16 protein-coding genes are annotated in these 14,863 nt (G+C 33.6%); 7 read left to right on the forward strand and 9 right to left on the reverse strand.

The window, feature by feature from the left end:
• Positions 1-13: 13 nt before the first annotated feature.
• The gene (locus UMM65_RS02805; RefSeq protein WP_321974951.1) at positions 14-1,234 is read right to left on the reverse strand and encodes a hypothetical protein; all 1,221 of its coding nucleotides are present in this window, start codon (positions 1,232-1,234) and stop codon (positions 14-16) included.
• Positions 1,231-1,698, reverse strand: coding sequence for a TlpA disulfide reductase family protein (locus UMM65_RS02810; RefSeq protein WP_321974952.1), 468 nt, complete (start codon positions 1,696-1,698; stop codon positions 1,231-1,233). Before UMM65_RS02810 ends, UMM65_RS02805 begins: the two co-directional genes overlap by 4 nt.
• A 70-nt stretch (positions 1,699-1,768) precedes the next feature.
• Here UMM65_RS02810 and UMM65_RS02815 point away from each other — a divergent pair, with 70 nt between their 5' ends.
• From UMM65_RS02815 to UMM65_RS02830, 4 genes are all read left to right on the forward strand, one after another.
• The gene (locus UMM65_RS02815) at positions 1,769-2,467 is read left to right on the forward strand and encodes a peptidylprolyl isomerase (RefSeq protein WP_321974953.1); all 699 of its coding nucleotides are present in this window, start codon (positions 1,769-1,771) and stop codon (positions 2,465-2,467) included.
• Positions 2,468-2,831: 364 nt separating this feature from the next.
• A complete protein-coding gene (locus UMM65_RS02820; protein WP_321974954.1) occupies positions 2,832-3,677 on the forward strand; it encodes a hypothetical protein in 846 nt (281 codons plus the stop codon).
• Between the two features lie 174 nt (positions 3,678-3,851).
• A complete protein-coding gene (locus tag UMM65_RS02825; protein WP_321974955.1) occupies positions 3,852-4,409 on the forward strand; it encodes a hypothetical protein in 558 nt (185 codons plus the stop codon).
• Positions 4,410-4,631: 222 nt separating this feature from the next.
• Positions 4,632-6,218 (forward strand): peptide chain release factor 3, encoded by a 1,587-nt coding sequence (locus UMM65_RS02830; protein WP_321974956.1) that lies wholly within the window; start codon positions 4,632-4,634, stop codon positions 6,216-6,218.
• Between the two features lie 312 nt (positions 6,219-6,530).
• Here UMM65_RS02830 and UMM65_RS02835 read toward each other — a convergent pair whose 3' ends face one another.
• Together UMM65_RS02835 and UMM65_RS02840 are read right to left on the reverse strand one after the other, a co-directional pair.
• Complete coding sequence (locus tag UMM65_RS02835; protein WP_321974957.1) at positions 6,531-7,355, reverse strand: T9SS type A sorting domain-containing protein; 825 nt, start codon at positions 7,353-7,355, stop codon at positions 6,531-6,533.
• A gap of 31 nt (positions 7,356-7,386) precedes the next feature.
• Positions 7,387-8,997, reverse strand: a complete 1,611-nt coding sequence (locus UMM65_RS02840; protein ID WP_321974958.1) for a hypothetical protein — start codon at positions 8,995-8,997, stop codon at positions 7,387-7,389.
• A gap of 212 nt (positions 8,998-9,209) precedes the next feature.
• Here UMM65_RS02840 and UMM65_RS02845 point away from each other — a divergent pair, with 212 nt between their 5' ends.
• The 3 genes from UMM65_RS02845 to UMM65_RS02855 are packed head-to-tail and all read left to right on the forward strand — an operon-like array spanning position 9,210 to position 10,994.
• Positions 9,210-9,731: a DUF7935 family protein gene (locus UMM65_RS02845; RefSeq protein WP_321974959.1), complete on the forward strand. Its 522-nt coding sequence runs from the start codon at positions 9,210-9,212 to the stop codon at positions 9,729-9,731.
• A gap of 2 nt (positions 9,732-9,733) precedes the next feature.
• On the forward strand, positions 9,734-10,492 hold the full coding sequence (locus UMM65_RS02850; protein WP_321974960.1) for an MBL fold metallo-hydrolase: 759 nt from the start codon (positions 9,734-9,736) through the stop codon (positions 10,490-10,492).
• Positions 10,493-10,505: 13 nt separating this feature from the next.
• Positions 10,506-10,994 carry a YdcF family protein gene (locus UMM65_RS02855; protein WP_321974961.1) on the forward strand — a complete coding sequence of 163 codons (489 nt, stop codon included), beginning with the start codon at positions 10,506-10,508 and terminating at the stop codon, positions 10,992-10,994.
• 2 nt (positions 10,995-10,996) lie between these two features.
• Here the strand turns inward: UMM65_RS02855 and UMM65_RS02860 are convergent, their stop codons facing one another.
• The 5 genes from UMM65_RS02860 to UMM65_RS02880 all read right to left on the reverse strand — a co-directional run bounded on the left by UMM65_RS02860 (position 10,997) and on the right by UMM65_RS02880 (position 14,863).
• Positions 10,997-11,773, reverse strand: coding sequence for an SGNH/GDSL hydrolase family protein (locus UMM65_RS02860; protein ID WP_321974962.1), 777 nt, complete (start codon positions 11,771-11,773; stop codon positions 10,997-10,999).
• A gap of 248 nt (positions 11,774-12,021) precedes the next feature.
• Positions 12,022-13,713, reverse strand: a complete 1,692-nt coding sequence (ettA, locus tag UMM65_RS02865; RefSeq protein ID WP_321974963.1) for an energy-dependent translational throttle protein EttA — start codon at positions 13,711-13,713, stop codon at positions 12,022-12,024.
• A gap of 104 nt (positions 13,714-13,817) precedes the next feature.
• Positions 13,818-14,213, reverse strand: a complete 396-nt coding sequence (locus UMM65_RS02870) for a four helix bundle protein (RefSeq protein ID WP_321974964.1) — start codon at positions 14,211-14,213, stop codon at positions 13,818-13,820.
• Between the two features lie 94 nt (positions 14,214-14,307).
• Entirely contained in the window at positions 14,308-14,490 is a 183-nt protein-coding gene (locus UMM65_RS02875; RefSeq protein WP_321974965.1) for a CAL67264 family membrane protein, read from the reverse strand.
• Between the two features lie 124 nt (positions 14,491-14,614).
• Positions 14,615-14,863 carry a glutaredoxin family protein gene (locus UMM65_RS02880; RefSeq protein WP_321974966.1) on the reverse strand — a complete coding sequence of 83 codons (249 nt, stop codon included), beginning with the start codon at positions 14,861-14,863 and terminating at the stop codon, positions 14,615-14,617.

Consider the following 14,863-nt stretch of genomic DNA (forward strand, 5'->3'; position numbering starts at 1 on the left):
TGGTTGCAATTTACTAATTAAAAATTGTTGCATCAACACTTTTCATTTTTATAGAAGTATTATCACCTACTACACTATTCCAAGCCACATAAACCGTACCGTTTACCAATTCTATTTGAGGAAAACCACTAGCTCTTGATGCCGAAAGTTCAGCTATTGTGATTGACTTAGATTTTGTTCCGTCCTTATTTACTTTTATGATTTTAAGTTCAGCTTCCTTACGCGTTGATTCCATCCAACTGAGTAGAGCGTTATTTTCATCTAATAAAGCCACATCTACCCTACCAATGGGTTTACCATTATCAATTTGTATAGGTGTATTAAAACTACTACCACCATCATCAGAAAAAATGAGATTTACTTTTGGATTATTATCAGCAGCGGTAAACCAAGCCACAGCTAATGTAGAATCAACTGCAGCGGCTTTTGGCCCATTGACGGGACAGCCCTTTATAACCCAATTATCCTTATGTATGGATTTTGGAATCGTCCAACTACCATCAATAAATCGTGAAATGGAAATATCTCTTACTTCATCATCGGTTCTATCTCGATACACAACAATTGGACCTTTAGAGGTAATGGCAGCACTGGTTTGACAGCACTCACAGGTTTTTGCATCGAGCAATACATCATCAATTACGTTACCTGTGGACAAAACGGTTGCCGCTCTTATGTTCATAGCCCCATTACTCTTATGCCCTTCGTCGTGTCCGCCTCCTCCAGTATTTCTACCATCTAACCAAGTGACAAAAAAATTATCTTTATAAGGTAACATCGTCACAAAACCATGCTCTGTTTTAGTATTATCATCATGCAATAAAAAATTGGTGTTAAAGGTATTGCCATTAGTGCTGGACACCAATAAACGAACATCATAAGCATAGGTAGAAGGTGCAGATTTTTGCAAATAATGAAGCAAAATATTCTCATTATTCTTTGCTATTGCGGGAAAATCGGCCCAATTGACAAACAAATTATATTCTTCGGCAACTTTTATGGGTACTGACCACTTTTTATCAGAAAATTCAGCATAATGTATTGAAGCCAAAGAATCATCTATTTTTTCTGTCCATGACAGTAATAGTTCATCACCATTGGCAAATAAAAACGGTTGCATACTGTTTTGTGGCATAGGTAATTGCACATCTTTAATGGCAATATCAGTTTTATCCTTTCTACAAGAAAGTAATGTACCAATTGCAATTATAAATATTATAACAAACCTTTTCATTGTACCGCTTTTAATTGATTCAACATTTCCTTAGCACCCCATTCTTTAACACCGTCTATTCGCCTTACTAACTCACCCTCAGTATTATAAATAAAGGTAACTGGTAGGGCATGAATATTTAATTTATCTAATGACCCTTGATATTGCAAATACTGAAAGGGATAAGGATGTTTTTCTTTAAACTTGTTAATTTTATCAATCTTATCAGTTGTTGCGAATAAAAAAACGTAGTTCTCTGATGCTAATAGTTGTTGGGCTTTTGCCATGGAAGGCATTTCTTCCAAACAAGGTAGGCACCACGTTGCCCAAAAATTTAACAGTACTTTTTTACCTTTAAAATTAGAAAGGGCTACAGCATTTCCTTCTAAATCTTTATAAATTGCAATAGTTTCTGATTTGGAGGTTTTGGCACAACCAATCATCATAAAAAGAAGAATAAGAGAAATGGTATGTTTTAACGACATCTAAAACTTTATAAGTTTCAAATTTACAAAGTTTTGTTTTAATACTTTTATATTTGTAGTATCAATGACAATGAAAAGAACACTTTTTAATCTATTTTTTATATTCAGTTTAACTATTAGTTGTAAAAAAGAAATACAACAAGAAGCAGTTAAACCAAAACCTGTTGAAAAAATAGAAAACACTGCACCGAAAAAAGTTGAAATAGTTGAACCTAAAGCATGGGATTCCATTAACCATAACAATGCGATTGATTTTTTAATTGCTTATGGCAAACTACATAAAGAAAACAAAGTACGTATTAAAACCCGTTTGGGGGACATGGTGGTAAAATTGTACGATGACACTCCTTTGCACAGGGCAAGTTTTCTTTTTTTGGCAAATGCAGGTTATTTCGATACTACTTGTTTTCATAGGGTTGTACCTGATTTTATAGTTCAAGGTGGGAATTCAGAGAGCTATAAAACCATGGAGCAAAAAAATAAATACGAAAATTATACCATTCCCCCAGAATTTAGAAAACATCGCAAACATAAATATGGAGCTTTGGCAGCAGCAAGGGAATGGGAAAACAACATCAGTAAAAAATCCAATCCTTTTGAGTTTTATTTTATCCAATCTAAAAAAGGTGCACACCATATTGATGGCGAACATACCGTTTTTGGTGAAGTTATTGAAGGTTTTAACGTGCTTGACAAAATAGCAAAGGTAAAAACCGGACGTGACGAATGGCCTTTAGAAGATGTATATATGGAGATTGAGGTCCTATAATAGACAATTTCAATATTATTATTTGACCAATAAATTATATATTGCATACTTAATAGATATAACTACAATAGGGTTATACTAATATTGGCAGTAATATCCACTCATATCTCTTAACAAACTAAATCATCTGAAAAACTACAAAAACCATATAAACGAATCTATTCCTTTTGAACAGAACCCAAAATTTGACATAGTCATAAAAGATTGGTCTCATCAAAAAGAAAAACTTTCCGTAATCGCAAGAATAAAAAAATGGTTTGAGTCAAAAAAAGAAAAGGACAGCAATATAAAATATCAGAATACCGTAGAATTGATTAGCATTGACTTTGAAAAATGGGAGAAATTATGTGAGTATAATCAAGCAATGAAATTATACAATGAATTTGACATAAGTTGGTGTTTAATAATTGACAACCTTAACGAACTTCAATTATTCATAAACAAATATATATCAAGAAAAAAGATTTCAACTGATTTTAAAAAAGAAGGCTACTTAAGACATCTGAACTACAAACTGATAAATGCCATTTCTTCTGTTTATATATTTTACAACAATGTCATTGGACTTGTTGAAAGGAATTTTGACAAAGAAACTCGTGATGAGATTGATTCAGTTTTTAGGAAAATGTACGATGAATCACAAGCCTATCGCTTCAGTTATCAACTAAGAGGATACGTAAACCATAAAAATTTACCATTAAATGTGTTAGATTCTGACCTTTCAACCGATGAGTTAATTCTAACGTTAAGTGTATACAAACTTTTTAATTCAAGTTATAGTTGGAATGCCAAGGTTAAAAAAGAATTTATTGACGTTCAAGAAATTTCAATAAAGACAATGATCATTAATCTATTCGCTGTCTATTTTGAGCACTATCCAATGGTATTAAAGGTCATAAAAGATAAATTACAACCTTACAACGAAATAATTGACGAACTCGAATTAAAGTTTAATCCTAACCAAACACATACCTTACGAGTAATTTGGGATTTAGATAAAAGAGTTGAAGACATTAGAGAAAAAATGAATCCGTTTAATGAACAGGAATTTATAAGAATAATTCAAAAGGAAGATTTAAATAATCTTTTAGAAGTCAACCTCAATTTAACTGCCAATGAGGTTTTCGAACAGCGATTAGGATATTCATTATCACCAAACCATTTTCATATGTTTCATTCTGGATTAAGAAATAAGTTCAATGAAAAATAAAATACTACTGCCAACAAGCCGTGTATAATTAATGGCTGGCTATCGCCTACTTACGAAAATCCTCGCGGATTTTCTACCTGCCTGTCGGCAGGCAGGTTCAGTTTTTATTTGCTAAATTAGGTGCTTAAACCACGCAACTTTTCTTATACAAACACGTTAGGCACAAGCTAAAAAATGACGACCGAGAAACAAATAGCATTAGGAAAAAGGACAGCTCTGTTTTCATTCATTATCGGAACTACAATTTTTGGAATATATTTTCTAACGTCTAATTGGCAATTACTCTTTGTAGGTTATGGATTTATAATTATTGCAGGATTTTTCAATATCATAATTCTGATTTTAATGCTGGCTAAAGCAAATATTGACCCAGAAAATCGGAACAAATTGCTAAAGACGAGCGGATTGATGCTTTTAAATATTCCCGTACTATTTATTTATGTGTGGTTCGCAATAATACTGACTGGAAATATGCGAATTAAGTTTACGAATACAACCGAAAATAAATTAACGGAAATAAATATAATTGGATGCGAAACTGAACATATTGCGGAACTTGAACCGAACGAAAGTAAAACTGTTTGGGTTGGAATTACCGGCGATTGTACAATTAATCTTGATTATAAAGAAAATGGAGTAAAAAAGAACGAAACTGTAGCTGGATATGTAACTCGTGGAATGGGACAAAAAATGAACCACAAAATTGGCGGAGAAAACCATTTGGAATTTTAGAACGGAATAAAGCCAGTGAAAAATTTATGGAGTACTGTGGTAAAAAAAGTAACCTCCCCCGCTCCCGCCATCCCGATAGTTATCGGCAGGCAACTGGTGGCCAAAAAATATTACAATTCTACTCTACTAATTTTCCAGACTTCGGATGCTATTAATTTTTAATCCTTCTATTTTAAATCTTCTATTCCGAAACACTATCTTTGCATTCGCAAAAAACAAAACATGTCCTTTTTAAAAGAAATACAACGCCGCAGAACGTTCGGAATTATATCGCACCCAGATGCGGGTAAAACTACATTGACCGAAAAATTATTATTATTCGGTGGTGCTATTCAAGAAGCAGGTGCAGTAAAAAACAATAAAATAAAGAAAGGGGCTACGTCCGATTTTATGGAGATTGAGCGTCAACGTGGAATTTCCGTGGCGACATCGGTGTTGGCCTTTATATACAAGGACAAAAAAGTCAATATTTTAGATACACCTGGGCATAAAGATTTTGCTGAAGATACTTTTAGAACCCTAACTGCTGTTGATAGCGTTATCGTTGTAATAGACGTAGCTAAAGGTGTTGAGGAACAGACTGAAAAACTAGTTGAGGTTTGCCGCATGCGTAATATTCCCATTATCGTTTTTATAAATAAATTAGACCGTGAGGGTAAAGATGCTTTTGATCTTTTGGATGAAGTAGAACAAAAGTTGGGTTTAACAGTTACACCATTAAGTTTCCCTATTGGTATGGGCTATGATTTTAAAGGAATCTATAATATTTGGGAGAAAAAGTTAAACCTATTTTCTGGAGATAAAAAACAAGTAGTTTCTGAAGGTGTGGAATTTGATGACATCAACAATCCCGAATTGGACAAAATGATTGGGGAAAAAGCCGCCAGCAGGTTGCGTGAAGAATTGGAACTGGCCATTGAAGTCTATCCTGATTTTAATTTGGAAGCCTATAGAAACGCACAACAACAACCCGTGTTTTTTGGTTCTGCATTGAATAATTTTGGAGTTAAAGAATTATTAGATTGCTTTATTGAGATAGCTCCTCCTCCACAACCCAAAAAAGCGGAAGAACGTTTGGTAGATTCCAAAGAGAAAGAATTATCTGGATTTGTTTTTAAGATCCATGCCAATATGGATCCGAAACATCGTGATAGGTTAGCGTTTGTAAAAATAGTTTCTGGAATTTTTAAGCGTAATGCTCCATATCTACATGTAAGACATGATAAAAAAATGAAATTTTCCAGTCCCAATGCTTTTTTTGCAGAGAAAAAAGAAATTGTTGAAGAGTCCTTTCCTGGTGATATCGTAGGTTTACATGATACAGGCAACTTTAAAATTGGAGATACCTTAACTGAAGGCGAAGTACTGAACTTTAGAGGTGTTCCAAGCTTTTCACCTGAACATTTCCGTTATGTAAACAATGCTGACCCAATGAAATCCAAGCAGTTATATAAAGGATTAGACCAATTAATGGATGAAGGTGTGGCTCAATTATTTACCTTAGAAATGAATGGTAGAAAAGTGATTGGAACTGTTGGAGCTTTACAATACGAAGTTATCCAGTATCGATTGGAACATGAATACGGAGCTAAGTGTACTTATGAAAATTTGAATGTCCACAAAGCCTGTTGGGTTGAACCAAGTGACCCTAAAAATGCTGAATTTGCAGATTTTAAACGAGTTAAACAGCGTTATTTGGCAACAGATAAACAAGGTCAATTGGTTTTTTTAGCCGATTCTGCTTTTACCATACAAATGACGCAGAGCAAATACCCAAGTGTGAAATTACATTTTACAAGTGAGTTTTAAGATATAATTTTATATTTTTAGTTAACACCCCTATGGTCCCTCAAGGGGACAATACTATAAATATTAATTCTCAGTGGAAAACAGGATTTTTGCTAAATCATTAATCTAGGTTAATTTCTATAAACGAATTTTAGTTGCAACTAATTGTCCCCTAGAGGGGACCATAGGGGTGTTTTTCAATTTAGAACTAGAAATGATGATTATTTTTCTATTTTTAGAATCTAATTTATTCATGTTTATTCATGGTTTGTAGAATGCAAAAAAAGGCTCCATTACGGAGCCTCTTTCAATTTAACTAATCACTTTAATTATTTATGGTTTTATAACCTTAAAAACACCAGTATTTTCACCAATATTTACCTTTACAACATACGCCCCTGAAGCTAAATGTTGCATATCCAGTTTCGATTCTAGGTTTAAAGATTCTTTGAACATAATTCTTTGTCCTATACTATTATAAACATTGATAGATGAAATTTCTTTGCTAGACAGCAATGTCAACTCACCGTCAGTAACAGGATTAGGATAGTACTTAAAACCTATGCTTTCAAGACCCTCAACTTTTGATGCTTCAACACCCATTAGCTTGTAATCATCAATACCTACGCCCCAAGTACGTGAATTTTCATCATCATATACAAACTTCACTTTAAAATCGCTATTTATAAATGCCGAAACATCTAAAACAGCTGTTTTATTCTCACCGCTATTTTTTAAGCTAGTGTTTTCAGATTCTGTTAAAATATTTTGCCAGACCACTCCATCCCAAACATACACATTAAAACTACCGTCACCAGCAAAAGCTCTAAGGTTGTATGTAATTTCAATACTTGCCTCAACAATGTTTTTTTGTTCTAAATTTATGGTAGGACTTGTCAAAGAAACTACATTATGGTTAAAATCACCAGAATCATAATCATTAAATACCACTCCACCAGATTGAAAAGAAGCTGGATTTTGAATTCCACTACCTTTTAAATTGTTTTTATAACCGAAAGTCCAAGACTGACCGTTGTCTGCATTTGTTGCCGACCATCCGTCAGGCATACTAGTTGCATTAAAATCCTCATGTTGTAATTGGGCATTCGCTATGAAGCCAACACAAACTAAAATATATATAAAACTTAATTTTTTCATCTTTTTAATTTTTTGATTTAACATTGACTTCCTAAATTTCTATTTCCACACGTTGCACAAATATGGCTACATTACCAGCAGCATCGGTTACTGTCCACTCCCTTACCCATAAATCTGCACCATCTCTAGCTCTAACACATTTGGTAAAAGCTGCATCCATTTTAATATGTTCTCCACTTGGAATTGCCTGTCCACCAACGTTGCCTGAATAAGATATCATGAATGAAACATTTGGGTAACCATATCTATCTCTCGGTCCAATATCCAAATAATGTGGATTACTATTTACTAATTCAATATTATCGTTTGCATTGGTTCCAAAACCTATAAAACTATTCGGTTTGGTAAAATCTACATTTGCATATTTATGACGATCTTTATCTGCCGCCGTTCCAACTTGTCCACCTGCATTTATCCACAAGGCATAACCCATTACTTCTCCGAAATAAATTTCAGTATCCCAACCGGAATTCGTATCAACATTGTTTCTCATTTTTCCGAAGATTTTAGCGGTACGGTCTAATGCTTGAACATAATGTCCTTTATCCCAATAATGTTCCTTATTAGATTGCATTCCGTTAAATACAATACTTGAATTAGTATTAGTAGTATTAAATTCTACATCACAAGACTCTCTACTTTTATATTGTCTATATTCTATGGTAACCTCAGAACAGTTGTCGGAAAAAGTAACCTCAGGTAATTGAGACATATCTTCAATAAGAATATAATCAATAAAATTGTTGGCAGTTGGTAATTCTGTATCGTTTTCAACACAACTACATCTAACATTTGTTTTAACAGCACCGCCCATTACCCATGATTGGCCATTAACGGTTTGTCCGTTTTTATTGTTTCTGGTATCTATTTTTACTTCTATCTCATCTACTGTACCCGCTACATTGGTCATTTCAAGTTCAAAAATTTTAATACAACACTCTCCTGTTGGAAAACTGCTTATAGTTTCAGTTAACTCGGCAAAACTACCATCGGCAGCTGAAATCTCAATATGAATATATCTACCGTCGGGTGTTAATTCAGAAATTGGTAGTTCAACAGTTACGGTTCTCGGTCCTGAATCGGTCTGAATTGGAATTGTGGTAGTTTCAATATTATTATAACCGCTTAATGCAGTAAACACACCTGAGCTGGCAGTGCCATTGTTCTTTTTTCTAAATACGTAAGCCAACATTGATTGGGCATGTTTTGCTTCACTAGTATTTGAATAATTAATTGCAGTTGTGGCTGGTAATTCAGTTCGGTAATACCAAACGTTTGAGCTACCCCCTGTTGGCACAACTCTTGTTGCAGCATATTTATTGCCAGAAGCATCTTCAATCTCAATAGTATTTCCAGGATTATTCCCTTTATATACGATCTCAACTACAATACGTTCCATATCTGTTACATCTCCTATATTTAATGTAGCAGGGACGTTATTTTTTAAACCGATGCTTAATAATTCTACTTCAATGCCGTCATCACAAGTGTAAGACCACCCTGGGTCCGTAGCACTTGTAAAAACATTTGATTTAATTGGTATCTCTTTTGAGGTTGGTTTTGGCTTTTCATTTGAAAATGCCGTAAGTTGTGATAGCAATAAAACTAGCACTAACATTTGTGTTAAATAATTTTTTTTCATGATGTTTAGCTTTAATTAGATTAGCGAAAAAATCGCTGTTTTTTACTCCTATTTAATATGTAACAACTAAAACTTTAAAACTCCTACCCCTATTCCTAAATTTTTTTTAAAATAAATTTATTTCCTGTTTACAGAATTGAAATTTTTCTAGTAATAATTCGTTATTTTTATATTAATTATATAAATACTTGCACTCTTTTTTAATCTAACGAATGGACACAACAAAAATTATTGAACTTTTAAGTTATACGCTACCTGCTATTATTACCGGTATGGTAGCTGTTTTTTTCTTTAAACAAATAAGTAAGAACGAGTCAAATAGACGGACCTATAATCTTTTGAAAGAAAATCAAAAAACGGCATTGCCCTTACGTTTACAGGCCTACGAGCGTATGACTCTTTTTTTGGAACGTATTTCTCCAAGCAATTTATTGGTAAGGGTAGTACCTTCTAGCGAGGACAAACCTGCATATTTTAAAAAATTATTAGCCAATGTGGAGCAGGAATATGAACATAATTTGGCTCAGCAAATTTATATCAGTAGCGATTGCTGGAAAACCATTGTAACCGCAAAAAATAGCACTTTAAATGTTTTAAAAGAAGCTATGCTACAAGGCGAGGTAAAAACTGCCAATGCCATGCGAGAAGCGGTGTTACAACAACAGTTAAATGAAGAAACACCTACCCAAGTTGCCATTGAATATGTAAAACAAGAAGTTAAAAAAATATTCTAATTATGAGTAAAATAGTCCTAACAATAATATTTTCGTTGCTTTTGTCCGCAATAGGATTTGCTCAACTTGTACCAGCTGATACTATAAAAAGTAATGAAGGTAACATTATTATTCAGCCTATAACACATGGAACTTTGGTATTACAATGGAACAATACTACTATTTATGTGGATCCTTATGGCGGAGCTGAACTTTTTAAAGGTATTGCCCCACCTGACCTTATTTTAATTACAGACATTCATGGTGACCATACCAATTTGGAAACTTTAAAAGGGTTAGATTTAGAAAAAGCAAAATTTATTGTACCAGCGGCAGTAGCCGAAATGCTTAAGCCAGACTATGCTGACCAACTTGAAATTATAAATAATGGTGAAATGTCGGTTCAAGGCGATATTTTTATCAATGCCATACCAATGTACAATTTACCTGAAGATGAAACCTCTAGACACCCAAAAGGGCGTGGCAATGGTTATTTTTTAAATCTTGGTGGAAAAGCTATTTATATTAGTGGTGATACTGAAGATATCAAAGAAATGCGTGGTTTGAAAGATATAGACATTGCTTTTGTCTGTATGAATCTACCTTACACGATGGATATTAACCAAGCTGCCGATGCTGTTTTAGAATTTAAACCAAAAGTCGTTTACCCCTATCATTACCGTGGTAAACCGGACATGAGTGATACTGAAGCCTTTAAAAAGTTAGTAAACTCTGAAAATACCGAAATTGAGGTTAGATTAAGAGATTGGTATAAAAAATAAAGCAGCAATTATTTTGCAAGAGATCTTCATAATTTTAGGCTCTCCAAATTCTCCGGCTGGCGAATTGAGCCAAATCTCTAAAAGTAGACTAAACTGTTGCGTTCAGCATTACAAAGAAGGAAATTTAGTACTTTGCACGGGTGGTTGGGGAGCACATTTTAATGTTGCTAAAAAACCACATGCTCTATTTGCAAAAAAATACTTAGTTGAAAGTGGAGTAGCAGAAAATGACTTTTTAGATTTTGCTCTATCCTCGAATACCGTTGACGACGCGGTAAAGATAAAACCGATCATTGCAATCTTAGAAAATCCAAAATTGACAGTAATTACGTCCGACTATCACATAAAGAGGGTAAAATTGATTTTTAATGAGATTTTAGCTGATTATAAAATAAAATACATTGGTGTGATAAATAATTTACCATCGGAAGAATTGGATGCTCTAGTTTGTCATGAAAAAACAGCGATAGATCTAATTGTAAAAAACGGATTATACTATTAAATTTATTTAACAATAGAAGTTGCCGCTGGGCAAATACGCTCAACAAATTGTTTATATGCTTTTCCGGAAGGGTGCAAACCATCACTAGCCACCAATTCTTTATCTTGTAAACCCTTACGGGTAATGTCAGTAATATTTATAAACTTTACGTCATTAGCTTTTGCTGTTTTTTCAGCATAATGATTGTATTCATCAATCTCTTTTGAAATTGCTCCAGAATTACTATTTCCTTGGCCAAAAGGTGTATAGGCGTAATCAGGAATGGAAATTACTATTACATTCTTTTTTTTATTATTTGCCATCTTTATAGATTTTTCTAACAAACTGGTAAATTCTCTTTTATAAATATCAAATGATTTACCTTGATATTGGTTATTAACTCCAATAAGCAAAGTAACGAAATCATAAGTGCTTCTTTTAGTACCATAATCTATCGCTTTTAATAGGTCTCCAGTTGTCCAACCCGTAGTTGCAATTATTTCTAAGTCTAACTGAAGGTCATGGTTTTCTTTTAAGCACTTAACTAATTGAGCAGGAAAACTTTCACTTGAATCAACACTTTCGGCTACTGTATAGCTATCACCCAAGGCCAAATAGAATTTTGTAGAATTTGACATCGTATTTGTCGTGTCAAGACTGGTAGTACTAGTTGTATCAGAAATTATTGCTGTGGAATCATTTTCGAAAGTTATATCATCATTTTCTACAACCAAAGTGTCTTCAGCACTACACTGCGAAAAAAAAACGAGGAAAAATAAAAATTTAATTAAACGCATCATAATTTTAAAATATATACGAAAAGATGCTACTGATGGTTTTATTGAGAATAAAAAACTAATTATCTTAACTTGTTGTGCATTTTGAATCAAAATAGTATCAAAGTGTCGGTTCGAGTGATTTTGAGGTACGAAAAATTGTATAGAGAAATAATTAACAGGCTAAAATTCTTATTCTCGATATAAATTTTACTCATTTCAATCGTAAAATCCACTCGAACTGACAGAATTTTATCAAAATGCACAAGAGGTTATCTTATTAATTTTTTATATCTAATCCTCTTAGGCATCAAATCGCCACCGAGACGCTTCTTCTTGTTTTCTTCATATTCCGAGAAACCACCTTCAAAAAAGTACACCTCGCTATTTCCTTCAAATGCCAAAATATGTGTACAAATTCTATCTAAAAACCAACGGTCGTGACTGATAACTACCGCACAGCCTGCAAAATTTTCAAGACCTTCTTCTAAAGCACGTAATGTATTAACATCTAAATCATTAGTAGGTTCGTCTAAAAGTAACACATTACCTTCTTCTTTAAGTGTCATAGCTAAGTGCAGACGGTTTCGTTCACCACCAGATAGGGTATTTACTTTTTTATTTTGTTCGCTTCCAGAGAAGTTAAATCGACTTAAATAGGCACGGGAATTCACCTGCTTTCCTCCCATTAAAATCAATTCTTGTTCATCGGAAAAATTCTGCCAAATGGTTTTTTCGGGATCAATATTTGAATGCGATTGATCTACATAAGCTATTTTGGCAGTATCGCCCACAATAAATTCCCCTTTATCAGGTTGCTCCTCACCCATTATCATTTTAAAAATAGTGGTTTTTCCAGCACCGTTAGGACCGATAATTCCAACAATTCCCGCTTGAGGTAAATTAAAGTTTAAATTTTCGTACAATAATTTGTCGCCAAAAGCTTTGCTGACACCTTTAGCCTCAATAACATTTGTACCCAGACGCGGACCATTGGGAATATAAATCTCTAATTTTTCATCCAATTGCTTTTGATCTTGACTTAGTAACTTATCATAATTCTTAAGCCTCGCCTTTTGTTTGGTTTGGCGACCCTTTGCACCTTGCCTAACCCATTCCAGCTCACGCTCTAAGGTTTTTTGACGTTTAGAAGCTGATTTGCTTTCTTGAGCTAATCGTTTAGATTTTTGATCGAGCCAAGAAGAATAATTCCCTCTCCAAGGTATGCCTTCTCCTCTGTCCAGTTCGAGAATCCATCCTGCAACATTATCCAAAAAATATCTATCATGCGTTACGGCAATTACCGTCCCTTTATATTGTGCCAAATGATGCTCTAACCAATGCACAGATTCCGCATCTAAATGGTTTGTAGGCTCATCTAACAATAAAATTTCAGGTTCTTGTAACAGTAGTCTACAAAGTGCAACCCTTCTTCTTTCTCCACCCGATAAAACTTTAATTGGCGTATCTGGTTCTGGAGTTCTTAGAGCGTCCATGGCAATTTCCAATTTGGTATCCAGTTCCCATGCGTTAGAAGCATCAATTTTATCTTGGAGTTCGGCTTGCTGTGCCATTAGTTTCTCCATCTTATCGGCATCTGAATACACTTCTTCCAAACCAAACATATCATTAATTTTATTGTATTCATCCAAAATGGCAACTGTCTCTGCAACACCTTCTTTAACTATATCAATTACAGTTTTAGTTTCATCTAATTTTGGTTCTTGCTCTAAATAACCCACCTTATATCCCGGTGCAAAAACCACATCACCCTGATAGTTTTTTTCAACTCCTGCAATAATTTTTAGTAAGGTAGATTTACCTGAGCCATTAAGACCTAAAATACCTATTTTAGCCCCATAAAAGAAACTCAAATAAATATCTTTTAAAACCTGTTTGTTAGTGTTTTGATAGGTTTTTGAAACCTTGTTCATCGAAAAGATGACTTTTTTATCGTCACTCATTGTTTTTCTGTTTATCTGTTTGTGGTTGTACTGTTGTTCTGTTTGTGGTTTTTGGTTCTTCTGTTACCCCGTTTGCCTTCGTTATCGCTTCAGGGAGCTTGTAGTTATTTTTTATTGAATTTTTGGCCTTTGATGTTAGAATTACGAAGATAGTACATAAATGCTCCAATTTTGTTTTTCTCGGTTTCGCACATTTCAATTAGTTTATCATATTGTTCTTTATTGATCAATTTTTTATCAAAAGAACGATAGGTCTGTGATTTTAATTCTCCCACAGATCCTTTGGAGTAGCTCAGAAAATTATGGAATTCTTTATTGCCATTTCTGTCAAATCCTTCTGCAATATTATCCATTATAGATCCTGAACTTCTTTCCATTTGATTTCTCAAACTAAAATTATTCTTTAACAAGGTGTTCTGAAATAAATATTCAACATATAAACAAATATCGCGGGCAATAATCCAAACTTCTAAATCTTCAAATTTCTTTATACTCCCCAAAATATTCTTGTTTATACCTTTTTAATAAAAAAACTACTATTTTTTTTCTTATCTGGGTTTAGTTCTAACTTAAAACAGAAAAACCATAAACAATTTATACCCTTCCCTTAAGTGCGTTAAACACCCAAGCAATGGCAAAAAAACCAATACCTACTGAAGCAAAACCCCATCCTGCAACGTCGTCATATCTAAAAGCACCAAGTGCAATTAAGACTATACCAACAATAATCATTATTAATGTGGCATAACCCAGTACGGTATTTTTATTCATTGACATATTTTGTAGTTTTGGTTCAACTGCAAATATCGTAATTATTTGATAAATTCTCTAACGTAAATGCCTTTGTATTGCTATTCTTCACTCTTTTGACTTTTCAAAAAAAACTATTTGCACATAAAAACTATCCTCTTAATTTTAATTCTTTCATAACCTTGTTAAACGTATCAGATGTAGGTGTTAAATAGATTTCTCCATCAACAATCAAGGTTGGATACTTTATAGCACCATCATACAATTCTTTAGTATGCCGTCTTGCCTCTTCATCATTTGCCAAATTTTTATAAGTAAAATCAATCTCGGCCATTCTTAAAAAATTTTTAAAAGCTACAGTATGTGCATCACCTTTTTTGCCGTAAATAGTTATTTCCAT

Origin of the sequence: Aureibaculum koreense, from assembly GCF_034296135.1 — a bacterium.
Taxonomy (GTDB): domain Bacteria; phylum Bacteroidota; class Bacteroidia; order Flavobacteriales; family Flavobacteriaceae; genus Aureibaculum.

Coding starts and splice junctions, on each gene's coding strand:
- UMM65_RS02805 (WP_321974951.1), bottom strand. CDS start 1,234: ATGAAAAGGTTTGTTATAATATTTATAATTGCAATTGGTACATTACTT.
- UMM65_RS02810 (WP_321974952.1), bottom strand. CDS start 1,698: ATGTCGTTAAAACATACCATTTCTCTTATTCTTCTTTTTATGATGATT.
- UMM65_RS02815 (WP_321974953.1), top strand. CDS start 1,769: ATGAAAAGAACACTTTTTAATCTATTTTTTATATTCAGTTTAACTATT.
- UMM65_RS02820 (WP_321974954.1), top strand. CDS start 2,832: ATGAAATTATACAATGAATTTGACATAAGTTGGTGTTTAATAATTGAC.
- UMM65_RS02825 (WP_321974955.1), top strand. CDS start 3,852: ATGACGACCGAGAAACAAATAGCATTAGGAAAAAGGACAGCTCTGTTT.
- UMM65_RS02830 (WP_321974956.1), top strand. CDS start 4,632: ATGTCCTTTTTAAAAGAAATACAACGCCGCAGAACGTTCGGAATTATA.
- UMM65_RS02835 (WP_321974957.1), bottom strand. CDS start 7,355: ATGAAAAAATTAAGTTTTATATATATTTTAGTTTGTGTTGGCTTCATA.
- UMM65_RS02840 (WP_321974958.1), bottom strand. CDS start 8,997: ATGAAAAAAAATTATTTAACACAAATGTTAGTGCTAGTTTTATTGCTA.
- UMM65_RS02845 (WP_321974959.1), top strand. CDS start 9,210: ATGGACACAACAAAAATTATTGAACTTTTAAGTTATACGCTACCTGCT.
- UMM65_RS02850 (WP_321974960.1), top strand. CDS start 9,734: ATGAGTAAAATAGTCCTAACAATAATATTTTCGTTGCTTTTGTCCGCA.
- UMM65_RS02860 (WP_321974962.1), bottom strand. CDS start 11,773: ATGATGCGTTTAATTAAATTTTTATTTTTCCTCGTTTTTTTTTCGCAG.
- ettA (WP_321974963.1), bottom strand. CDS start 13,713: ATGAGTGACGATAAAAAAGTCATCTTTTCGATGAACAAGGTTTCAAAA.
- UMM65_RS02875 (WP_321974965.1), bottom strand. CDS start 14,490: ATGTCAATGAATAAAAATACCGTACTGGGTTATGCCACATTAATAATG.
- UMM65_RS02880 (WP_321974966.1), bottom strand. CDS start 14,863: ATGGAAATAACTATTTACGGCAAAAAAGGTGATGCACATACTGTAGCT.